The sequence below is a fragment of the Ectopseudomonas toyotomiensis genome (assembly GCF_017167985.1).
GTDB lineage: Bacteria > Pseudomonadota > Gammaproteobacteria > Pseudomonadales > Pseudomonadaceae > Aquipseudomonas > Aquipseudomonas toyotomiensis.
The window spans coordinates 2,693,219-2,714,429 of record NZ_CP070505.1 but is presented as its reverse complement, the minus strand read 5'-3'; the positions used below and the strand labels follow the sequence as shown (position 1 = coordinate 2,714,429).

General features: G+C 63.2%; 18 protein-coding genes. 5 read left to right on the top strand and 13 right to left on the bottom strand.

Annotated elements, in window-relative coordinates; all coding sequences use genetic code 11:
* Positions 1-18 precede the first annotated feature (18 nt).
* Positions 19-1,335, bottom strand: coding sequence for an ATP-binding protein (locus JWV26_RS12540; protein WP_072423488.1), 1,317 nt, complete (start codon positions 1,333-1,335; stop codon positions 19-21).
* A gap of 7 nt (positions 1,336-1,342) precedes the next feature.
* Positions 1,343-2,080: an osmolarity response regulator transcription factor OmpR gene (ompR, locus tag JWV26_RS12535; RefSeq protein WP_021487699.1), complete on the bottom strand. Its 738-nt coding sequence runs from the start codon at positions 2,078-2,080 to the stop codon at positions 1,343-1,345.
* A gap of 201 nt (positions 2,081-2,281) precedes the next feature.
* Between ompR and JWV26_RS12530 the strand changes: the two genes are divergently transcribed.
* The 4 genes from JWV26_RS12530 to rmf all read left to right on the top strand — a co-directional run bounded on the left by JWV26_RS12530 (position 2,282) and on the right by rmf (position 6,992).
* A complete protein-coding gene (locus tag JWV26_RS12530) occupies positions 2,282-4,609 on the top strand; it encodes a Tex family protein (protein ID WP_206416984.1) in 2,328 nt (775 codons plus the stop codon).
* The gene (locus JWV26_RS12525) at positions 4,606-4,992 is read left to right on the top strand and encodes a PaaI family thioesterase (protein WP_072423490.1); all 387 of its coding nucleotides are present in this window, start codon (positions 4,606-4,608) and stop codon (positions 4,990-4,992) included. Before JWV26_RS12530 ends, JWV26_RS12525 begins: the two co-directional genes overlap by 4 nt.
* A 102-nt stretch (positions 4,993-5,094) precedes the next feature.
* Positions 5,095-6,675 carry a glutamate--cysteine ligase gene (gene gshA / locus JWV26_RS12520; protein WP_206416983.1) on the top strand — a complete coding sequence of 527 codons (1,581 nt, stop codon included), beginning with the start codon at positions 5,095-5,097 and terminating at the stop codon, positions 6,673-6,675.
* A gap of 125 nt (positions 6,676-6,800) precedes the next feature.
* Positions 6,801-6,992: a ribosome modulation factor gene (gene rmf, locus JWV26_RS12515; RefSeq protein ID WP_017678387.1), complete on the top strand. Its 192-nt coding sequence runs from the start codon at positions 6,801-6,803 to the stop codon at positions 6,990-6,992.
* Positions 6,993-7,091: 99 nt separating this feature from the next.
* Here rmf and argA read toward each other — a convergent pair whose 3' ends face one another.
* The 4 genes from argA to JWV26_RS12495 form a co-directional block, all read right to left on the bottom strand.
* Positions 7,092-8,390 (bottom strand): amino-acid N-acetyltransferase, encoded by a 1,299-nt coding sequence (argA, locus tag JWV26_RS12510; RefSeq protein WP_206416982.1) that lies wholly within the window; start codon positions 8,388-8,390, stop codon positions 7,092-7,094.
* 75 nt (positions 8,391-8,465) lie between these two features.
* On the bottom strand, positions 8,466-9,632 hold the full coding sequence (gene argE, locus JWV26_RS12505) for an acetylornithine deacetylase (protein WP_072423493.1): 1,167 nt from the start codon (positions 9,630-9,632) through the stop codon (positions 8,466-8,468).
* Positions 9,633-9,700: 68 nt separating this feature from the next.
* Entirely contained in the window at positions 9,701-10,972 is a 1,272-nt protein-coding gene (locus JWV26_RS12500) for an inorganic phosphate transporter (protein ID WP_072423494.1), read from the bottom strand.
* A 39-nt stretch (positions 10,973-11,011) separates the two neighbouring features.
* Positions 11,012-11,689 carry a TIGR00153 family protein gene (locus JWV26_RS12495; RefSeq protein ID WP_072423495.1) on the bottom strand — a complete coding sequence of 226 codons (678 nt, stop codon included), beginning with the start codon at positions 11,687-11,689 and terminating at the stop codon, positions 11,012-11,014.
* Between the two features lie 112 nt (positions 11,690-11,801).
* On the opposite strand from JWV26_RS12495, the gene JWV26_RS12490 reads away from it, so the two are divergent.
* Positions 11,802-13,166, top strand: coding sequence for a CYTH domain-containing protein (locus tag JWV26_RS12490; RefSeq protein ID WP_206416981.1), 1,365 nt, complete (start codon positions 11,802-11,804; stop codon positions 13,164-13,166).
* Positions 13,167-13,236: 70 nt separating this feature from the next.
* Here JWV26_RS12490 and JWV26_RS12485 read toward each other — a convergent pair whose 3' ends face one another.
* From JWV26_RS12485 to JWV26_RS12455, 7 genes are all read right to left on the bottom strand, one after another.
* Positions 13,237-14,124, bottom strand: a complete 888-nt coding sequence (locus JWV26_RS12485) for an ABC transporter permease subunit (RefSeq protein WP_017678381.1) — start codon at positions 14,122-14,124, stop codon at positions 13,237-13,239.
* Positions 14,121-15,029, bottom strand: coding sequence for an ABC transporter permease subunit (locus JWV26_RS12480; protein ID WP_420890268.1), 909 nt, complete (start codon positions 15,027-15,029; stop codon positions 14,121-14,123). Before JWV26_RS12480 ends, JWV26_RS12485 begins: the two co-directional genes overlap by 4 nt.
* Entirely contained in the window at positions 15,026-16,180 is a 1,155-nt protein-coding gene (gene potA / locus JWV26_RS12475) for a polyamine ABC transporter ATP-binding protein (RefSeq protein ID WP_072423498.1), read from the bottom strand. The genes JWV26_RS12480 and potA overlap by 4 nt, the downstream gene beginning before the upstream one ends.
* 53 nt (positions 16,181-16,233) lie before the next feature.
* Positions 16,234-17,325 (bottom strand): polyamine ABC transporter substrate-binding protein, encoded by a 1,092-nt coding sequence (locus tag JWV26_RS12470; protein WP_074913575.1) that lies wholly within the window; start codon positions 17,323-17,325, stop codon positions 16,234-16,236.
* 68 nt (positions 17,326-17,393) lie between these two features.
* Complete coding sequence (locus tag JWV26_RS12465) at positions 17,394-18,488, bottom strand: polyamine ABC transporter substrate-binding protein (RefSeq protein ID WP_074913574.1); 1,095 nt, start codon at positions 18,486-18,488, stop codon at positions 17,394-17,396.
* Positions 18,489-18,555: 67 nt separating this feature from the next.
* Positions 18,556-19,653 carry an extracellular solute-binding protein gene (locus JWV26_RS12460; protein WP_017678376.1) on the bottom strand — a complete coding sequence of 366 codons (1,098 nt, stop codon included), beginning with the start codon at positions 19,651-19,653 and terminating at the stop codon, positions 18,556-18,558.
* Between the two features lie 131 nt (positions 19,654-19,784).
* Entirely contained in the window at positions 19,785-21,158 is a 1,374-nt protein-coding gene (locus JWV26_RS12455; protein WP_206416980.1) for an aspartate aminotransferase family protein, read from the bottom strand.
* Positions 21,159-21,211: the final 53 nt, after the last annotated feature.

The window sequence follows — 21,211 nt, the reverse complement described above, 5'->3', positions numbered from 1 at the left end:
AGGACGGTCGGTCGTCAGCTACACCGCGTCGCGCGGCAACAGCAGGCCGAGCGGCAGGCGCACCCGCGCCTCGAGGCCGCCACCGCTGCGATTGCGCAGCTCGACACTGCCACCATGCAGCGCCGCGATGCGCTTGACGATGGCCAGGCCGAGGCCGGTGCCACGCCCGCCACGCGCCCGATCCCCACGAATGAAGGGGTTGAAAATGCTGTCCAGCTCGGCCGGATCGATACCGTTGCCACGGTCCAGCACGCTCAGCACCACATAAGGCGCGTTGTGGTCGCCGGCCAGGCTGGCGACCACCTCGACGGCATCACCACCGCCGTGATTGAGGGCGTTCTCCACCAGATTGGTAAGCAGGCGCTTGGTCGAGACGCGGCGCAGCGGGAAAGGCGGGATCGGCTCCAGGCACAGGCGCACGCGCTCGCCGTTCTGGTTATAGGGCGCCAGGGTTTCGCGCACCAGTTCGGAGAAGTCCAGCTCCTCCACCGGCTCGTCGCGCCCGTCACGGATGAAGGCGAGGAACTGATCGAGGATGGCGTCCATGTCCTCGATATCGCGCACCATGTCCTCGGTCAGTTCGGAATCGTTATCCATGAATTCCAGGGCCAGGCGCAGGCGCGTCAGCGGCGTGCGCAGATCATGAGAAACACCGGCCAGCATCAGCTCGCGCTCGCGCCCGGCCTGCTCGACGTCCTCGGCCATCTGGTTGAAGGCGCGGTACACCTCGGTCATCTCGCTTGGCGTATCACCCACCGGCAGGCGCACGCTGCGCCCCTGGCCTAGCTGGCGAGCGGCATAGACCAGGCGCTTGAGCGGCGCATTGAGCTGGCGCACGAAGATCCAGGCGGCAGCCGTGGACAGCAGGCCGATACCCAGGAACCAGCCGAGCACGCTCCAGATACGCTGGCCGCGCAGCGGATGCGGATACATCGGTACCCGCACCCAGCCATCGCCGAGACTCGGCGCCCGCACCCACAGCGCTGGCGGCGTGGTCGCGCGCACGCGGGTTTCGGTATCGGGGCCGAGCTCGGTTTGCATCTGCCGCTGGAAGATCTCGCTGTAGGGCCAGTGCTGCTCACTGGCCGGCACCTTGTCCCGCGGGATGCGCTTGAGCCCGGCGGCCTGGGCGATATGGTCGCGATCATCGGGATTGGCTGCCCAGTAGGCGCGCAGGGTCAGCGCCGCACCGTGGCTGTACTGGCGGTCGACCAGCACGTCCTCGTTCATCATCAGATACACCAGGGTAAGCGCCTTGGAGAACAGCACGACAACGAGCACCAGCCAGAGGGTGCGGGCGAAGAAGCTTTGCGGGAACCAGACGGGAGCCTTCACACGCGCATCACTTGTTGCCGTCGGGAACGAACACGTAGCCCACACCCCAGACAGTCTGGATATAGCGCGGCTTGGACGGGTCCGGCTCGATCAGGCGGCGCAGGCGGCTGATCTGCACATCGATGGAGCGCTCCAGCGCATCCCACTCGCGGCCACGGGCCAGGTTCATCAGCTTGTCGCGAGTCAGCGGCTCGCGCGCATGTTGCACCAGCGCCTTGAGCACGGCGAACTCGCCGGTGGTGAGCATGTGCACCTGCTCACCCTTCTTCAGCTCGCGAGTGGCCAGGGAAAGTTCGTATTCGCCGAAGCTGACGCTCTCGTCTTCGCTGCCCGGCGCACCCGGCACCACCGGTGCCTGACGACGCAGCACCGCCTTGATCCGCGCCAGCAGCTCGCGCGGGTTGAAGGGTTTGGCCAGGTAGTCGTCAGCACCCAGCTCCAGGCCCTGGATACGACTGGACTCATCGCCCTTGGCGGTGAGCATGATGATCGGCATCTGGTTGCCGGCTTCACGCAAGCGGCGGCAAGCAGAGAGACCGTCTTCGCCCGGCAACATCAGGTCCAGCACCACCAGATTGAACAGTTCGCGCGCCAGCAGACGATCCATCTGCTCGACGTTTTCCACTGCGCGAACCCGGTAGCCCTGCTCATCGAAGAAGCGCTCGAGCAAGCGGCGCAGACGGGCGTCGTCATCGACGATGAGGATCTTCTCGCCTTCGGCGACAGGGGCAGCGGACTGGGTCATGGCGTCTCCTTGGACAGCCGTACTGAGGACGGCAAGTGGCGGCATTATCGCTCAGGCGCATGGATGGGCGCTTTAGCCATTGTTAGCAGATTTTTCCCCAACGGTTCGCAGCTCTCGCGAATGCGGTGTTTATAATGCGCCGCTTTCGTGTCTGGCCAGCATCTTTGCGGCCGCCCTGTCGCTTCAGTGGGTAGTTTTTATATGGACAGCATCAACAACCGCATCGCCGATGAACTGGGCGTGCGCCCGCAACAGGTTGCCGCCGCCGTGGCCCTGCTCGATGAAGGCTCCACCGTGCCCTTCATCGCCCGTTACCGTAAAGAAGTGACCGGTAGCCTCGACGACACCCAGCTGCGCCACCTGGAAGAGCGCCTGCGCTACCTGCGCGAACTGGACGAGCGTCGCGTGGCAATCCTCGCCAGCATCGAGGAACAGGGCAAGCTGACGCCCGAGCTCAAGCGCGAGATCGACCTCGCCGACACCAAGACCCGTCTCGAAGACCTGTACCTGCCGTACAAGCAGAAGCGCCGCACCAAAGGCCAGATCGCCCTGGAAGCGGGTCTTGGCGAGCTGGCCGATGCGCTGTTCAACGATCCGAGCCTGACTCCGGAGCAGGAAGCCGAGCGCTTCATCGACGCCGAGAAGGGCTTCGCCGACGTCAAGGCCGTGCTCGAAGGTGCCAAGTACATCCTCATGGAGCGCTTCGCCGAAGACGCCGCGCTGCTGGATAAGCTGCGCAGCTTCCTCAAGGACAACGCCACCCTCAGCGCTCGCCTGGTGCCAGGCAAGGAAAACGAAGGCGCCAAGTTCAGCGATTACTTCGAGCACGACGAAGCGCTCAAGGGCGTGCCGTCGCACCGTGCGCTGGCGATCTTCCGTGGTCGCAACGAAGGTATTCTCAGCGCCAGCCTGAAGGTCGGCGAAGAGCTGCCCGGCGCCATGCATCCGTGCGAGTTGATGATCGGCGAGCGCTTCGGCATCAGCGCGCAAGGCCGTGCCGCCGATAAGTGGCTGGCCGAAGTGGTGCGCTGGACCTGGAAGGTCAAGCTGTACAACCACCTTGAAACCGACCTGCTCGGCGAGCTGCGCGAAAAGGCCGAGGACGAGGCGATTGCCGTATTCGCCCGCAACCTGCATGACCTGCTGCTGGCCGCACCGGCCGGCCCCCGCGCCACCCTGGCGCTCGACCCGGGTCTGCGCACCGGCTGCAAGGTGGCCGTGGTCGATGCCACCGGCAAGGTGCTGGAAACCGCCACCGTCTACCCGCACGCGCCGCGCAACGACTGGGACGGCACCCTGGCCATCCTCGCCAAGCTGTGCGCCAAGCATGGCGTCGACCTGATCTCCATCGGCAACGGCACCGCCAGCCGTGAGACCGACAAGCTGGCCGCCGAGCTGATCAAGAAAGTACCGGGCCTGAAACTGACCAAGGTGATGGTCTCCGAGGCCGGTGCCTCGGTGTACTCGGCGTCGGAGCTGGCCGCCCGTGAATTCCCCGATCTCGACGTGTCCCTGCGCGGCGCAGTAAGCATCGCCCGTCGCCTGCAGGACCCGCTGGCCGAACTGGTGAAGATCGACCCGAAATCCATCGGCGTCGGCCAGTACCAGCACGACGTGTCGCAGCTCAAGCTGGCGCGCAGCCTGGACGCCGTGGTCGAGGACTGCGTGAACGCCGTCGGCGTGGACGTCAACACCGCCTCCGCCGCCCTGCTGGCACGCATCTCCGGCCTCAACGCCACCCTGGCGCAGAACATCGTGCAGTATCGCGACGCCAACGGCGCCTTCGCCTCGCGCGCCGAGCTCAAGAAGGTACCGCGCCTGGGCGACAAGACCTTCGAACAGGCTGCCGGCTTCCTCCGCGTGATGAGCGGCGACAACCCGTTGGACGCCTCCGCGGTGCACCCGGAAACCTACCCGCTGGTCGAGCGCATCGCCCAGGACACCGGCCGCGACATCCGCTCGCTGATCGGCGATTCGAGCTTCCTCAAGCGCCTCGACCCGGCCAAGTTCACCGATGAGCGCTTCGGCCTGGTAACCGTCGGCGACATCCTCAAGGAACTGGACAAGCCCGGCCGCGATCCGCGTCCGGAGTTCAAGACCGCCGAGTTCCAGGAAGGCGTGGAAACCCTCAATGACCTCAAGCTGGGCATGGTGCTCGAAGGCGTGGTGACCAACGTCACCAACTTCGGCGCCTTCGTCGATATCGGCGTGCACCAGGACGGTCTGGTGCACATCAGCGCATTGTCGGAGAAGTTCATCAAGGACCCGCACGAGGCGGTCAAGGCCGGCGACGTGGTCAAGGTCAAGGTGATGGAAGTGGACATCCCGCGTAACCGTATCGCCCTGTCCATGCGCATGGGCGACACCCCCGGCGAGAAAGTCGAGGGCGCGCGTGGCGGCCAGTCGCGCGGTGGCAACCGCGGCGGCAATCCCCCACGCAGCGAACGCCATTCCAGCCAGGACAAACCGGCACCTGCCACCGGCGGCATGGCCGCCCTGTTCGCCAACGCCAAGCAGTTGAAGAAATGAGCACGACTGACAACGTGGGCGCCAGCAGCGCCTTTTCCCGCCTGCTCGGCCTGGAGATTCTCCAGGTCGGCGGCGGCGAGGCGCGCGTGCGCCTGACTCTCACCGACGAGCTGCGCAACCTGCACGGCAAGCTGCACGGCGGCGCGCTGTTCTCGCTGATCGACACCGCCATGGGTCAGGCCAGCCATAGCCTGGGCGATGGCGGCCCGAGCAGCGTGACCCTGGAGTGCAAGATCAACTACATCCGCCCGGTATCCGAGGGCAACGTGCTGTGCCACGCCAAGGTGCTGCACGCCGGTCGCCGCACACAGGTGGTGGAAGCCGAAGTGCTGCAGGGCGACAAGCTGGTCGCCAAGGCGCAAGGCACCTTCGCCTGCGTGTAATCGCCCGCGCTCGGCCTGGTCTAATCTGGCAAACCGTTCGCCCCTTGCAGAGTGCAGGGGCGATCCCCATATTGTGGCGACTGCCCAGTTAGGAATTGCATCTTGAGCGATCTTCTCTCCCGCCGCCTGGCTCAGCTCGGCGAGCCGGCCAACCTGTCCCTGCTGGGTGAGTGTCTGCACGGCATCGAGCGCGAATGCCTGCGCGTCGACCGCGATGGCCAACTGGCCCTGACCCCGCACCCGCAGGCTCTGGGCTCGGCGCTGACCCATTCGCAGATCACCACCGACTATTCCGAGTCGCTGCTGGAGTTCATCACCGGCACCGCCAATGATCCAGCCGCCACCCTCGCCGAACTGGACAGCATCCACCGCTTCGCCTACGACAAGCTCGATGGCGAACTGCTGTGGAGCCCGTCGATGCCCTGTGCCCTGCCGGACGAGGAGACCATTCCCATCGCCCGCTACGGCAGCTCCAACATTGGCCGCCTCAAGTACGTGTACCGCAAGGGTCTGGCGCTGCGTTACGGCAAGACCATGCAGTGCATCGCCGGCATCCACTACAACTTCTCCCTGCCCGAGGGGCTGTGGCAGCTGCAACAGCAGAGCGAAGGCAACGAGCAGAGTGCGCGTGACTATCAGTCGGCGCGCTATATCGCACTGATCCGCAACTTCCGTCGCTACAGCTGGCTGCTGATGTACCTGTTCGGTGCCTCGCCGGCGCTGGACAAAGGCTTCATGCGTGGCCGCCCGCACCAGCTTCAGGAGCTGGACACCAGCACCCTGTACCTGCCCTACGCCACCAGCCTGCGCATGAGCGACCTGGGTTACCAGAGCAGCGCGCAGTCCGGCCTGACCCCCTGCTACAACGACCTGGCCAGCTACACCGACAGCCTTCGCCTCGCGGTAGGCACGCCCTACCCGGCCTATGTCGAGGCCGGCATCAAGCGCGGCGACGAGTGGCTGCAGCTGAACACCAACATCCTGCAGATCGAGAACGAGTACTACTCGAGCATCCGCCCGAAACGCGTCACCTACAGCGGCGAGCGCCCGATCCAGGCGTTGATGAGCCGTGGCGTGCAATACGTGGAAGTGCGCTGCCTGGACATCAACCCCTTCCTGCCACTGGGCATCGATGTGGCGCAGGCGCGCTTCATCGACGCCTTCCTGCTGTTCTGTGCACTGGAAGACAGTCCGCTGCTGGAGAACGGTGAGTGCAGCAGTTGCACCAGCAACTTCCTCAAGGTGGTCAAGGAAGGTCGTCGTCCCGGCCTGCATCTGCACAGAGGCAACCAGCAGGTGGAGCTCAAGGTGTGGGCCAGCGAGCTGCTCGAACGCATCCTGCCGCTGGCCGAACTGCTCGACCGCAGCCAGGGCAGCAGCGTGCATATCGAGGCGTTGGCGCAACAGCAAGCCAAGGTCGCGGATGTGGCGATGACGCCATCGGCGCAGGTCCTGGCGATTCTGCGTCAAGGCACGAGCTTCACCGAGTTCGCCCTGCAGCAGAGCCAGCGTCACGCCGAATACTTCCGCGCTCAACCGCTCAGCACGCAGCAGCAGCAAGCCTTCGAACAGGCCGCCCACGACTCGCTGGCCGCGCAGGCAGAGCTTGAAGCGCAGCCCAAGGGTGATTTCGATGCTTTCGTCGCGGCCTACCAGGCGAGCATTCTGGCTTTGGCCGTGTAAGGCGGCGAAGCGTCGACTGCGTCACAAAGCCAACCAGCGGAGCAAAAGCCAGGATGGGCGGCCACTCCCTTGGCCGCCCGGCCAGCTAGCATTGCCGGGTAAAGGACGATAGACGAGCAGCGCCCATGGCCGATGACGCCACGCCGCAATGGAGCCTGGAAAGCCTGACCAAGGCCTACCAGCAAGGTTATATGGCCGGCCTTACTGGCCAACCCAGGACCCGCCAGCCCTACCCTGACGAAATCCCCGCTGCGGCCTGGGAGGCCGGCTGGGACGACGGCTTCGAGCAGATGCGCCTGCAGCAGCACAGCGCCTGAGAGCAGTTGCGATTGGAATCAATTCTGTAGGAGCGGCTTCAGCCGCGAAGCTCGCGGATAAATCCGCTCCTACAGTTCGCTGCGATTCATACCCCTCGCTTACAACGTCTTCTCGAATACCTTCGAATTGCGCTGGTAGTTGTACAGCGACGCCCGCGCGGTGGGCATGCGCTCGACGCTGCTTGGCTCGAAGCCGCGCTCGCGGAACCAGTGGGCGGTGCGGGTGGTGAGTACGAACAGGATCTTGATCCCCTGCGCCCGCGCCCTGGCCTCGATGCGTTCGAGCAACTCGTCGCCGCGGCCGCCATGGCGGTAATCAGGATTGACCGCCAGGCAGGCCAGCTCGCCACAGTCGGAATCGGCGATGGGATAGAGCGCTGCGCAGGCGATGATCAGCCCCTCGCGTTCGACGATGCTGAACTGCTCGATCTCGCGCTCCAGCACCTCGCGCGAACGACGCACCAGAATGCCCTGCTCTTCCAGCGGGCTGATCAGCTCGATCAGACCGCCGACATCCTCGATGGTCGCCTCACGCAGAGATTCGAACTGCTCCTGCGCCACCAGCGTGCCGTTGCCGGTGCGGGTGAACAGCTCGCTGAGCAGCGCGCCATCGGTGGCGTAGCTGACGATGTGGCTGCGTTTGACGCCGCCACGGCAGGCCTCGGCTGCGGCATCGAGCAGTTCGCCCTGATAATTGCTGCCCAGGCGCGCCAGATGCGCCGGCACCTGCTGTGGGCGCAGCTCACGCACCAACCTGCCCTGCTCGTCGAGCAGACCGTCTTCGGCGCCGAACAGCAATAGCTTGTCCGCACCCAGGTCGATAGCCGCGCGGGTAGCGACGTCCTCACAGGCCAGATTGAAGATCTCCCCGGTAGGCGAGTACCCCAGCGGCGACAGCAGCACGATGCTGCGCTCGTCGAGTTGGCGATTGATGCCCTTGCGATCGATACGCCGCACTTCGCCGGTGTGGTGATAGTCGATGCCGTCGAGCACGCCGATCGGCCGCGCGGTGACGAAGTTGCCGCTGGTCAGACGCAGGCGCGAGCCCTGCATCGGCGAGGCGGCCATGTCCATCGACAGGCGCGCTTCGATGGCGATGCGCAACTGGCCGACGGCGTCGATCACGCATTCCAGGGTCGGTGCGTCGGTGATGCGCAAGTCGCGATGGTAATGCGGGATCAGGCCACGAGCAGCCAGGCGCGCCTCGATCTGCGGACGCGAGCCGTGTACCAGCACCAGGCGCACACCGAGGCTGTGCAGCAGCACCAGATCGTGGACGATATTGGCGAAGTTCGGGTGGGCAACGCCCTCGCCCGGCAGCATGACCACGAACGTGCAGTCGCGGTGAGCGTTGATGTAGGGCGAAGCGTGGCGTAACCAGGTGACGTAGTCGTGCATGTAGAGATCCGTGGCGTCCAGACGTAGGGCGGGTACAACCCGCCATGAGCGATAGGGCGGGCTCGGGGCTGGCTCTCATCGTCGTTGCACGTCTTCACTCCGCGTCAGGCAATAGTGTTGGATCAACTGGCGCAGCAGCGCCACAGTGGGTTCGATGCGCGCCAGCTCCAGGTGTTCCCCGGGCTGGTGGGCGCAGTCGATGTCACCGGGGCCGAGCACCAGGGTCTCGCAGCCAAGTTGCTGAAGATAAGGCGCCTCGGTGCCAAATGCCACCGCTTGCGCGCTGTGCCCGGTCAGACGCTCGGCCAGGCGCACCAGCTCGGCATCGGCAGATTGCTCGAAGGGCGGTACGGCCGGGAACAACGGGCCGTAGTCGATGCGCACCTGATGCTTGAGCGCCAACGGCTGCAGCTTGCCGCGAATCGCCTCACGCAGTTGCTCCGGGTCCATGCCCGGCAACGGGCGCAGGTCGAACTCCAGCGCGCACTGGCCACAGATGCGGTTGGGATTATCGCCGCCATGGATGCAGCCAAGATTCAGCGTCGGTTGCGGCACGCCGAATTGCGGGTTGTTGAACTCGCGTTGCCACTGCGCGCGCAGGCCGCGCAACTCGCCCATCACGTCCTGCATGGCCTCCAGCGCACTGCGGCCAAGCGCCGGGTCGGAGGAGTGGCCGCTCTGGCCGAGAATGTCGATGCGCTCCATCATCACACCCTTGTGCAGGCGGATGGGCTTGAGGCCGGTCGGCTCGCCAATCACCGCCGCACGGCCAAGCGGCCGGCCGGCCTCGGCCAGGGCGCGGGCGCCGGCCATGGAGCTCTCTTCATCACAGGTGGCAAGGATCAGCAGGGGTTGCTTGAACGGCTGATCGAGCAGCGGCCGCACGGCTTCGATGGCCAGGGCAAAAAAACCTTTCATGTCGCAACTGCCGAGGCCCACCCAGCGGTCGCCGACCTCGGTCAGCTTGAGTGGGTCGGTCTGCCACAGCGCGGCATCGAAGGGCACGGTGTCGCTATGCCCGGCCAGCACCAGACCGCCAGGGCCGGAGCCATAGCTGGCGAGCAGGTTGAATTTGCCCGGAGCGATCTGCTGGGTTTCGCAGGCAAAACCCAGATCACCCAGCCAGGCAGCGAGCAGCTCGATGACGGGCGCGTTGCTCTGGTCCCAATTGGGCTGGGTGCAGCTCACCGATGGCGCAGCGATCAGCGCAGCGAACTGCTCTTGAAAGGACGGCAGGGGCATCGGCGATCTCCTAAAACGATGCCCCATCATAGGGGCATCGTCCTGTCGGTGAAACCGCCGAAGTGGAATCAAACCCCGCCGAACAGCGCGCGCAGGATGAAGAAGAAGATGATCGACAGGATCGCACCTGCCGGCAGGGTAATGATCCAGGACAGGAAGATCTTGCCGATCATGCCCAGGTTCAGTGCGCCGATGCCGCGTGCCAGGCCAACACCGAGAATGGCGCCGACCAGGGTGTGGGTGGTGGAAACCGGCAGCCCCAGACCTGAAGCGCTGACTACGGTGGTGGCGGCAGCCAGCTCCGCAGCAAAACCACGGCTTGGCGTCAGCTCGGTGATTTCCTTGCCGATGGTGGCGATAACCTTGTAACCGTAGGTGGCCAGGCCGACCACGATACCCAGTGCACCCAGCAGCAGAATCCAGCCCGGTACCAGAGACTTTTCCCCGGCAGCCAGCTCACCGCCACTCTGGATCACGCCGACGATGGCGGCCAGCGGACCGACCGCATTGGCCACGTCGTTGGAGCCATGAGCAAATGCCATGGAGCAGGCGGTGAAGATCATCAGGATGGCAAACACTTTCTCCACGCTGGAGAAATGGAAGGCCTTGTCAGCCTCGACATCGACATGGATGCGGCTGAGCAGGGCAATACCGATGAGCATGACCAGCACACCGATAGCGACCGAAAGCAGGAACCCTTCGGTGCTGGAAAGGTTCAGACCAACATGCTTGAGGCCCTTGGTCATGGTCATCAGCGAGATCACAAAACCGGTGATGAACATGTACAGCGGTACGTAGCGCTTGGCGTTCAGGAAGGGATTATCGGTGTCGATGATCAGTTTCTGCACGCTGACGAACAGGCAGAAGGAGATGATCCCGGCCAGCAGCGGCGTAACCACCCAACTGGCGACGATAGGGCCGACGCCGCCCCAGTGCACCGCATCCATCGACACGCCGACTGCAGCGAAGCCGATCACGGCACCGACGATGGTATGTGTGGTCGATACCGGCCAGCCACGTGTCGAAGCCACCAGCAGCCAGGTACCGGCTGCCAGTAACGCCGACATCATGCCCAGCACCATCAGATTGGGGCTGATCATGTTGGCATCGACGATGCCGTTCTTGATGGTTTCGGTCACCTCGCCGCCAGCCAGATAGGCACCGGCGAACTCGAAGACCATGGCGATGATGATCGCCTGCTTGATGGTAAGTGCACGCGAGCCAACGGATGTACCCATAGCATTGGCTACATCGTTGGCTCCAACACCCCAGGCCATGAAAAAACCGAAAAGGCAGGCAAGAACGAGCAGAACCAGCCCGTAGTCCGCAATCAGAGACATAAATTAGTTTTCCGTAGATCCCAGAAAGGACACTGGCGCTTAGCGCGCCAGCAGTTGTTCCAGTCGGTTGCCCACTCGTTGGGCGCGGTCGGCGACATCGCCGACCCAGTCGATGATCTGATAGAGGAACATCACATCGACCGGGGGAAGGTCCTTCTCCAGCTTGAACAGGTTGCGGCGCACCTCGATTTGCAGGCGATCGGTATCGTTTTCGATCGAACCGAGCTCCTCGATCAGGGTTTCCACAAGCACCGCTTCACGGCCGGCGAAACCGGTCTCGAGCAGCTCGTCCAATTCGTTCATCGCCTTCAGCGCCTGGGCGCTGGCGTCCACACTGCGCTGCACGTAGGTGCGCATCAGCGGCTGCAGCGCCTGCGGAATGGCCATCTGGCGGCCAAGCATCAGGCCGGCGATGTCCTTGGCACGGTTGGCGACTTTGTCCTGTACACTGAGCAGCTCAAGCAGGTCCGAACGCGGCACCGGCAGGAACAGGCTCTTGGGCAGGTGCAGACGCACGCTTTTCTTCAGCTTGTCGGCCTCGTGCTCCAGCCGGGACATCTCCTGTTGTACCTGTTCTACCTTGACCCAATCCTCGGCCATTATGGCCTCGAAGAAGGGCACCAGGTTCGCCGCGCACTCGTGGGCCTTGGCGATATGCTGTTGCATGGGGCCGATGGGTGAACGGCCGAACAGGCTGACAAAGGGATTGATAGGCATAGGGTAAGCCCCCGTTTTGAGAAGGCCGCAAGTATAGGGACCGGCTTCGTCATCCGCCAGCGCGTGTCATCGGTCTGTCACATTTTCATAAAAGGCTATCTAGCTCCTCACCATGGTCAAAGAAACCGAAATCAAACTGCGCGCCAGCCGCGCCACCCTGGCAGCACTGCGTGAACACCCGCTGCTGAAGAAGCGCAACAAGAGCGGCTGGCAACGCGGCGAACTGTTCAACCAGTACTATGACACCCCCGATCGCGAGTTGGCCGGGGCCAAGGTCGCCCTGCGCCTGCGCCGTGACGGCGAGCAGTTCATCCAGACCCTGAAGAGCCGCGGCCAGAGCGTCGCCGGCCTGTCCGAACGCAACGAGTGGGACTGGTACCTGAGCAAGGCCAAGCTCGACCTGAAAAAGCTCGACGACAGTTGCTGGCCGGCCAGCCTGGCCGAACTGGACAAGAAAACCCTGCAGCCGCTGTTCACCACCGATTTCGTCCGTGAAAAAGCGGAGATTGCCTGGGGCCGTGGCAAGGCCAAGGTCGTCATCGAAGCCGCGCTGGACCTGGGCAAGGTGATCGCCGGTGAAGGCGAAGAAGAGATTTGCGAGCTGGAGCTGGAGCTGCGCCAGGGCGAACCCGCCGCGCTGCTGGAGCTGGCCTGTGAGCTGGCCGCCGAACTGCCGCTGATGCCCTGCGACATCAGCAAGGCCGAGCGGGGCTATCGTCTGTTCGATGCTGGCAGCTATAACCTCAGCCTGCCAGCACCCAAGCTGCAGGGTGAGATGAGCCTGGACGACACTTTCGCCGCACTCGCCTGGCACCTGCTCGGCGCCAGCCAGCGCCTGGCCGAGCAGTATCGCTGGAATGGTCACTGGAGTCTGTTGCAGCAATGGCTGGAGCAACTGATCGACCTGCGCGCCCTGCTCGCCAGCCTCGGCCAGGCGGCGCCGCGTGCCAGCTCGCGCGAATTGCGTGAAGCACTCGATGCGCTGCTCGATGACTGGCGACCGCGCCTGGCGGCTGGGCAGCACGACGACAGCATGCGGCGCAACGCTCCCGCGCTGTTCGCCGCCGAACTGGATGGCTGCCGCTGGGGCCTGCTGTCGCTGAAGCTGTCGCACTGGCTGCTGCAACGCAGCTGGACGGCAGAGCGCAACAATCGCGGTAACCGCCAGGGTAACGCAGCCCTGGGCAACTGGCTGCCGACCCTGCTGAACGAAGAAGGCACGGCCCTGCAACTGCGTCGCTACCAGCAGCAACCGGAAGATCTGGCTGAGCAGATGCCGCGCCTGGAGCGCCTGCTGGTCTGGTTGCGTCTGGCGCGAGGCGTGCTGGAAGTGCCCGAGGTCGACCGCCTGTATGGCGAGCTGAACAAGCTGTATGGTCTGGCGCAGCAGGAATTGGACGATGAGCAGCGCCAACTGCGTGCGACTCAGACGCAGATCGTGAACAGCCTCAAGGCCTGGAAGGCGTTGGTGAAATAGCGCATGCACGGCGCACCCTACCGCATGAAAAACGGGCCCCGCGGGGCCCGTTTTGCTTTCAGCCAGAAGCTCAGTTGCTGCTGGTGCTGCGACGGCTGTCGACGACCTGCTGCCAGGACGGATTGGTGGTCTCGTCCATGGCCTGCTGCATGGCCTTCTTGCGTTTTTCCTCGGCGCGATGGGCGAAGAACCAGGCCAGGAAGGTGGCAAACGACACCGCCAGCAGGATCAGGCTGGCCACCGCGTTGATCTCCGGCTTAACCCCCAGGCGCACGGCGGAGAAGATCTCCATTGGCAAGGTAGTCGAACCCGGACCAGAGACGAAGCTGGCCAATACCAGGTCGTCCAGCGACAGGGCGAAGGACATCATCGCCCCTGCTGCCAGCGACGGCGCGATCATCGGCACGGTGATCAGGAAGAACACCTTCCACGGCCGCGCCCCCAGGTCCATGGCCGCCTCTTCGATGGACATGTCCAGTTCACGTAGACGCGACGACACCACCACCGCCACATAGGCCGAGCAGAAGGTGGTGTGGGCGATCCAGATGGTGGTCATGCCACGCTGCATTGGCCAGCCGATCAGCTGCGCCATCAGCACGAACAGCAGCAGCAGCGACAGACCGGTGATCACTTCCGGCATCACCAGCGGCGCGGTGACCAGGCCACCGAACAGGGTGCGGCCCTTGAAGTGGGTGATGCGGGTCAGCACGAAGGCCGCGAGGGTGCCCAGCGCCACCGCCGCGATGGCGGTGTAGCAGGCGATTTCCAGCGAGCGCATCACCGAGTTCATCAGCTGGGTGTTGTCCAGCAAACCGACGTACCACTTCACCGACCAGCCGCCCCACACCGTTACCAGCCGCGAGGCGTTGAACGAGTAGATGACCAGAATGACCATGGGCAGGTAGATGAAGATCAAGCCAGCCCAGAGCATGATGCTGGAGAAACTGAAACGCTTCATGGGCGGCCCTCCAGTTCTTTCGCCTGGTTACGGTTAAAGAGAATGATGGGCACGATCAGGATCGCCAGCATCACCACGGCCAGGGCGGACGCTACCGGCCAGTCGCGGTTGTTGAAGAACTCCTGCCACAGCACCTTGCCGATCATCAGGGTCTCCGGGCCGCCAAGCAGTTCGGGGATGACGAACTCGCCGACCACCGGAATGAACACCAGCATGGAGCCGGCGATGATGCCGTTCTTCGACAGCGGCACGGTGATCTTCCAGAAGTTGTTGAAATTACTCGACCCCAGATCGGAGGCGGCCTCCAGCAGGCTGAGGTCGTGCTTCACCAGGTTGGCGTAGAGCGGCAGGATCATGAACGGCAGGTACGAATACACGACGCCGATATAGACCGCGGTGTTGGTGTTGAGAATCTGCAGCGGCGTATCGATCAGACCAATGCCCATCAGCAGGCTGTTGAGCAGGCCGTTGTTGCCGAGGATGCCCATCCAGGCATAGACGCGGATCAGGATCGCAGTCCAGGTCGGCATCATGATCAGCAGCAGCAGTACCGTCTGGTGCTCTTTCGGCGCCCGGGCGATGGCATAGGCCATCGGGTAGCCGATCAACAGGCAGAGCAAGGTGCTAAAGAAGGCGATCTGCAGCGAACCCAGGTAGGCCGACAGGTACAGGGCATCTTCGCTAAGGAAGATGTAGTTGCCGAAATTCAACAGCAGCGTCAGCTTGTTGTCCGCCCACTGGTAGATTTCCGTATAGGGCGGAATCGCCACGTCGGCTTCGGCGAAGCTGATCTTCAGCACGATGATGAATGGCAGCAGGAAGAACATGAACAGCCAGAGGAAGGGTATGCCGATAACGGCATGCCGCCCAGTGGGCAGATAGCGCACCAGTTTGCTCGGTTTCATGATTGCAGTACCACGCCGCTGTCGTCTTCCCAGTACACCACCACCGGATCGTCCCAGGTCGGGCGCTTGCCGCGGCGCTCGGCGTTGGCGATGAAGCACTGCACGATCTGCCCGGAAGTGAGCTTGACGTGGTACACCGAGTGACCGCCGAGGTAGGCGATGTCGTGCACGTGGCCACGGCTCCAGTTGTAATCGGGATGCTCGTGGTCATCCGGCAGCGCGGTGGCCATCAGCAGTTTTTCCGGGCGCAGGGCGTAGCTGACGGACTTGTTCTCGGCGCGCGTGCTGACGCCGTGGCCGATGTAGATCGGCTTGTCCAGATGCGGGCAGTCGATGATCGCGTGGTCGGCCTCGTCGCTGGTGATCTGACCGTCGAACAGGTTGACGTTGCCGATGAACTCACACACCAGGCGGCTGGTCGGCGTCTCGTAGATATCGATCGGGCTACCGGTCTGGGCAATCCAGCCCAGGTGCATGATGGCGATGCGCTGGGCCATGGTCATGGCCTCTTCCTGGTCGTGGGTCACCATCACACAGGTCACGCCGACACGCTCGATGATCTCCACCAGTTCCAGCTGCATCTGCGAACGCAGCTTCTTGTCCAGCGCACCCATCGGCTCGTCGAGCAGCAGCAGCTTGGGGCGCTTGGCCAGGGAGCGGGCCAGGGCCACGCGCTGACGCTGACCACCGGAGAGCTGGTGTGGCTTGCGCTTGGCGTACTGGGTCATGTGTACCAGCTTGAGCATCTCGGCCACGCGCTCTTCGATCTCGGCCTTGGGCAGCTTGTCCTGCTGCAGGCCGAAGGCGATGTTCTGCGCCACTGTCATGTGCGGGAACAGCGCGTAGGACTGGAACATCATGTTGATCGGCCGCTGGTAGGGCGGCATGTCGGTGATGTCGACGCCATCGAGGATGATGCGTCCTTCGGTCGGACGCTCGAAGCCGGCGAGCATGCGCAGCAGGGTCGACTTGCCGGAGCCGGAGCCACCCAGCAGAGCGAAGATCTCGCCCTTGTTGATGGTCAGCGAGACATCGTCGACGGCCACCGTCTCGTCGAACTTCTTGGTCACCCGATCGATCTTGACCAGCACCTCTTTCGGTGTCTGATCCCCCTCGAGGGCTTTTTTGTAGGCGCTGGAGGCAACAGCCATTTAGGAAAACTCCCGGAAGATTGTGCCCGACCCCTGCGGCCGGGCAGGAACGATTACTGACCCGACTTGACCTTGGTCCAACTGCGGGTCATCAGGCGCTGCACGCGAACCGGCAGCTCGGCGGAGATGTACAGTTTGTCCAGCACCGCTTGTGACGGGTAAACGGAGGGGTCGTTGCGCACCTCCTCATCCATGAATTCATCCGCCTTGGTATTGGGGTTGGCATAACCGACGTAGTCACTGACTTCGGCGATCACCTCGGGCGCGAGGAGGAAGTTGATGAAGGCATGCGCCTGTTCGGCGTTCGCCGCGTCGGCGGGAATGGCCATCATGTCGAACCAGAGGTTGGCACCTTCCTTGGGAATGCTGTAGGCGATTTCGATGCCCTTGCCAGCCTCGTCGGCACGGTCGGCGGCCTGCAGGATGTCGCCGGAGAAACCGGCAGCCACGCAGATGTTGCCGTTGGCCAGATCACCGATGTACTTGGAGCTGTGGAAGTAGGTGACGTAGGGGCGCACTTCCAGCAGCTTGGCCTCGGCCTTGGCGTAGTCGTCGGGGTTGGTGCTGTTGGGGTCCAGGCCAAGGTAATTGAGCATGGCCGGGATCATTTCATCACCGGAATCGAGGAAGGCGACGCCGCACTGGCTGAGCTTCTTGATGTTCTCGGTCTCGAACAGCACGGCCCAGGAATCGATCTCCTCGACGCCGAGCGCGGCCTTGACCTTCTCGACGTTGTAGCCGATGCCGTTGGTGCCCCACAGGTAGGGCACCGAATACTGGTTACCGGGGTCGTTGGTCTCCAGCTGCTTGAGCAGCGCCGGATCGAGATTGTCCCAGTTGCTCAGCTTGCTGCGGTCGAGTGGCTGGAAGGCGCCGGCGCGAATCTGCTTGCCGAGGAAGTGGTTGGACGGCACCACCACATCGTAGCCACTGCGGCCGGCGAGCAGTTTGCCTTCGAGGGTTTCGTTGGAGTCGAAGACGTCATAGATCGGCTTGATGCCGGTTTTCGCCTCGAACTTGGCCAGCGTCTCTTCACCGATGTAATCGCTCCAGTTGTAGATGTGCACCTTGGGTTGGGCCAGGGCCACACCACAGACAGCGGAGGCCGCCAGGGCGATCAGAGACTTGGGCAGGGTAACTCGCACAGTATCATCCTCGTTATTGTGTGCCGCCCGAAAAAGGCGCGGCACTTTATAGGAAAATCTTCCGCCGATCAGCGTCCGCTCTTGATTCTCGTCCAGTCGCGGGTCAGCCAGCGTTGCACCTCGGGCGTACGCTCCTCGGCAACGTAGAGTTTGGCCATGACCTCCTCGCTGGGATAAACGCCCGGGTTCTCGCGCACGCTCTCGTCGACCAGCTCGGTGGCCTTGAGGTTGGGGTTGGCGTAGGCCACGTAGTCGCTGATCTTGGCGATCACGTCGGGGCGCAGCAGGTAGTTGATGAAGGCGTGCGCTTCGTCGACGTTCTTCGAGTCCTTGGGAATCGCCAGCAGGTCCGCCCACATGGCGGTGCCTTCCTTGGGAATGATGTAGATGATCTCGTCGCTGCGGCCGGCCTCTTCGGCGCGGTCGGCGGCCTGCAGCACGTCACCGGAGTAACCGAAAGCGGCGCAGATGTTGCCGTTGGCCAGATCGGAGATGAACTTGGAACTGTGGAAGTAGGTGATGTAGGGACGCACCTTCATCATCTGCTCGAAGGCCTTCTCGTAGTCTTCGCGCTTGGTGGTATGCGGCGACATGCCCAGGTAGTTGACCGTCTGCGGCAGCACTTCGTCGCCCGAGTCGAGCAGGGCGATGCCACAGGAGGCGAGTTTCTCGGCATATTGCGGATCGAACAGCAGCGCCCAGGAATCCAGCGGTGCGTCATCGCCGAGCACGGCACGGGCCTTGGTGGCGTTCAGGCCGATGCCATTGGTGCCCCACAGGTAGGGCACCGAGTATTCGTTGCCGGGGTCGCCCGCGGCCAGGTTCTTCATGATGGTCGGATCGAGATTGACCAGGTTGGGCAGTTTGGACTTGTCCAGTTTCAGGTAGGTGCCGGCACGTACCTGCTTGGCTAGAAAGTGGTTGGTAGGCACCACCACGTCATAGCCGCTTTGGCCGGTGGCCAGCTTGCCATCGAGGGTTTCGTTGGAGTCGAAAACGTCATACACCACCTTGATACCGGTTTCCTTCTCGAACTCGGCGATGGTGTCCGGCGCAATGTAGTCGGACCAGTTGTAGACCTTGACCACACGATCGGCTGCCTGAGCTGCGGACATGCCAATGGCAGCGGCGACAAGGCCGGCCAGCAGGGTAGAACGACGCATAACGTTTCCTCTTCTCGCGATTTGGGTACCTGGCGGGCGAACCCGCCAGGCGGCGTTGCTTCGTTGCTTAGCGACCGGACTTGATCTTGGTCCAGCTGCGGGTCATGTTGCGCTGCACCGCCGGCGCCAGGTCCGGGAAGGTGTAGATCTTCTTCAGCACTTCCGGAGTCGGGTAAACGCCCGGATCGGTGCGCAGCGCCTCATCGACCAGCGGCGTAGCTGCGGCGTTGCCGTTGGGGAACTGCACGTAGTTGGTGATGTTGGCCATCACCGCCGGCTCCATCAGGTAGTTGAGGAACACGTGTGCAGCTTCGACGTTCTTGGCGTCGGCCGGCACTGCCAGCATGTCGAAGAAGGAGCCCGCGCCTTCCTTCGGAATGTTGTAGCCGACTTCCACGCCGTTCTTCGCTTCTTCGGCGCGTGCCTTGCTCTGGTAGATATCGCCCGAGTAGCCGATGGCGACGCAGATGTTGCCGTTGGCCAGGTCGGAGATGTACTTGGAGCTGTGGAAGTAAGCCACCGAAGGACGGATGGAGAGGAACAGTTCCTCGGCCTTCTTCAGTTCGTCAGCCTTGCTGCTGTCCGGGGCGTAGCCCAGGTAGTGCAGAGCGGCCGGGAGAATTTCGGTTGGGGAATCGAGGAAGGAAACGCCGCAGGCCTTGAGCTTTTCCATGTTCTCGGGCTTGAACACCAGATCCCAGGAGTCGACCGGCGCGTCTTCGCCGAGCACGGCCTTGACCTTCTCGACGTTGTAGCCGATGCCGATGGTGCCCCACATGTAGGGGATCGAGTACTGGTTGCCCGGATCGCTCGGCTCCAGGGCCTTGAGCAGGTCCTTGTCCAGGTTCGACCAGTTCGGCAGCTTGGACTTGTCCAGTTTCTGGAACACGCCAGCCTTGATCTGCTTGGCCAGGAACGGGTTGGACGGCACGACTACGTCGTAACCGGAGCTGCCGGCCAGCAGCTTGGCTTCCAGTACTTCGTTGCTGTCGAAGACGTCGTAGACGACCTTGATGCCGGTTTCCTTCTCGAAGTTGGCCAGCGTGTCTTCGGCGATGTAATCGCTCCAGTTGTAGACATGCAGCACCTTGCTGTCAGCCTGAGCAGCGCCTGCCACGGCCGCGGTCAGGGACAACGCGAGAAGGGTCTTGCCGAATGTTTTCATGCGTACAGCTCCTGTTGTTGTGTCGTTATTCCAGAGGTCGCGCAAGCCGTTCGAATCAGGCCGGCTCGTGCACTCTGGCGCAGTCTGGCAAGGTCATGGCACCGCTGACAACTTTCCGTGACTGCGGGCTTTCAGACCGACAGGTCACGCAGGGTCAGATCCAGGCACTTGCGTGCTTTCTCTACCAGCTCATCCACTTCCGCCTGGCTGATCACCAGTGGTGGCGCGATGATCATGGTGTCGCCCACGGCGCGCATGATCAGACCGTTATTAAAGCAGTGGCCGCGGCAGATCATGCCTACCGCCTTGTCACCCGGATAACGTGTGCGCGTCGCCTTGTCCTGCACCAACTCGATGGCGCCAAGCATGCCGACGCCGCGCACTTCGCCCACCAGCGGGTGATCGGCCAGCTCACGTAGACGACGCTGCAAATACGGTGCCGTTTCTGCCTTCACCCGCTCGACGATGCCTTCTTCCTTGAGAATGCGCAGGTTCTCCAGGCCCACCGCTGCCGCCACTGGATGGCCGGAATAGGTAAAGCCATGGTTGAAATCGCCGTGCGCCTCGATCACCTCGAACACCTTGTCGCTGACGATCAACCCGCCCATCGGCACGTAACCGCTGGTAAGGCCCTTGGCGATGGTCATCAGGTCAGGCTTGAGGTCGTAGTACTGGCTGCCGAACCACTCGCCGGTACGGCCGAAACCGCAGATCACTTCATCGGCGACGAAAAGAATGTCGTACTTGGCCAGGATTTCCTTGATGCGCGGCCAGTAGGTCTCGGGCGGAATGATCACACCGCCAGCACCCTGGATCGGCTCGGCGATAAAAGCCGCGACATTGTCCACGCCCAGTTCGAGAATCTTCTTCTCCAACTGGTCGGCAGCCCAGATACCGAATGCTTCAGGCGATTGGTCGCCGCCCTCACCGAACCAGTACGGCTGCGGAATATGGGCGATACCGGGGATCGGCAGGTCGCCCTGCTCGTGCATGAACTTCATGCCGCCGAGGCTGGCACCGGCCACGGTGGAGCCGTGGTAACCATTGTCGCGGCCGATGATGATCTTCTTGCTCGACTGGCCCTTGCACGCCCAGTAGTGGCGTACCAGGCGCAGCATGGTGTCATTGCCCTCCGAGCCCGAGCCGGTGAAGAACACGTGGTTCATGCCGGCCGGCGCCAGCTGGGAAATGGCATGCGCCAACTCCAACACCGGCGGATGGGCGGTCTGGAAGAAGGTGTTGTAGAACGGCAACTGGCGCATCTGCGTAGCGGCAGCTTCGACCAGCTCCTCGCGGCCATAGCCGACGGCCACGCACCACAGACCGGCCATGCCATCGAGGATCTTGTTGCCCTCGCTGTCCCACAGGTGCACGCCTTTTGCCTCGGTGATGATGCGCGGGCCCTTCTCGGCCAGCTGCTTGTAATCACTGAACGGCGCCAGGTGGTGGGCCTGGCTCAGGGCCTGCCACTGGGCGGTCTTGGGGTTCTTGGATTGCTGGTTCATCACAACACCTTATTGGTGCGAGCCGCCTTGGCGGCCCACGAAAAATCCGTTGG

Bases quoted from the DNA above. Each gene is read 5' to 3' on its own strand.
- argE (WP_072423493.1), bottom strand. From the start codon at position 9,632: ATGCCCCTGCCGTCCTTTCAAGAGCAGTTCGCTGCGCTGATCGCTGCG.
- JWV26_RS12455 (WP_206416980.1), bottom strand. From the start codon at position 21,158: ATGAACCAGCAATCCAAGAACCCCAAGACCGCCCAGTGGCAGGCCCTG.
- rmf (WP_017678387.1), top strand. From the start codon at position 6,801: ATGGCCGATGACGCCACGCCGCAATGGAGCCTGGAAAGCCTGACCAAG.
- JWV26_RS12485 (WP_017678381.1), bottom strand. From the start codon at position 14,124: ATGAAGCGTTTCAGTTTCTCCAGCATCATGCTCTGGGCTGGCTTGATC.
- JWV26_RS12525 (WP_072423490.1), top strand. From the start codon at position 4,606: ATGAGCACGACTGACAACGTGGGCGCCAGCAGCGCCTTTTCCCGCCTG.
- JWV26_RS12490 (WP_206416981.1), top strand. From the start codon at position 11,802: ATGGTCAAAGAAACCGAAATCAAACTGCGCGCCAGCCGCGCCACCCTG.
- potA (WP_072423498.1), bottom strand. From the start codon at position 16,180: ATGGCTGTTGCCTCCAGCGCCTACAAAAAAGCCCTCGAGGGGGATCAG.
- JWV26_RS12530 (WP_206416984.1), top strand. From the start codon at position 2,282: ATGGACAGCATCAACAACCGCATCGCCGATGAACTGGGCGTGCGCCCG.
- argA (WP_206416982.1), bottom strand. From the start codon at position 8,390: ATGCACGACTACGTCACCTGGTTACGCCACGCTTCGCCCTACATCAAC.
- JWV26_RS12495 (WP_072423495.1), bottom strand. From the start codon at position 11,689: ATGCCTATCAATCCCTTTGTCAGCCTGTTCGGCCGTTCACCCATCGGC.
- JWV26_RS12500 (WP_072423494.1), bottom strand. From the start codon at position 10,972: ATGTCTCTGATTGCGGACTACGGGCTGGTTCTGCTCGTTCTTGCCTGC.
- ompR (WP_021487699.1), bottom strand. From the start codon at position 2,080: ATGACCCAGTCCGCTGCCCCTGTCGCCGAAGGCGAGAAGATCCTCATC.
- JWV26_RS12465 (WP_074913574.1), bottom strand. From the start codon at position 18,488: ATGCGTCGTTCTACCCTGCTGGCCGGCCTTGTCGCCGCTGCCATTGGC.
- JWV26_RS12460 (WP_017678376.1), bottom strand. From the start codon at position 19,653: ATGAAAACATTCGGCAAGACCCTTCTCGCGTTGTCCCTGACCGCGGCC.
- JWV26_RS12480 (WP_420890268.1), bottom strand. From the start codon at position 15,029: ATGAAACCGAGCAAACTGGTGCGCTATCTGCCCACTGGGCGGCATGCC.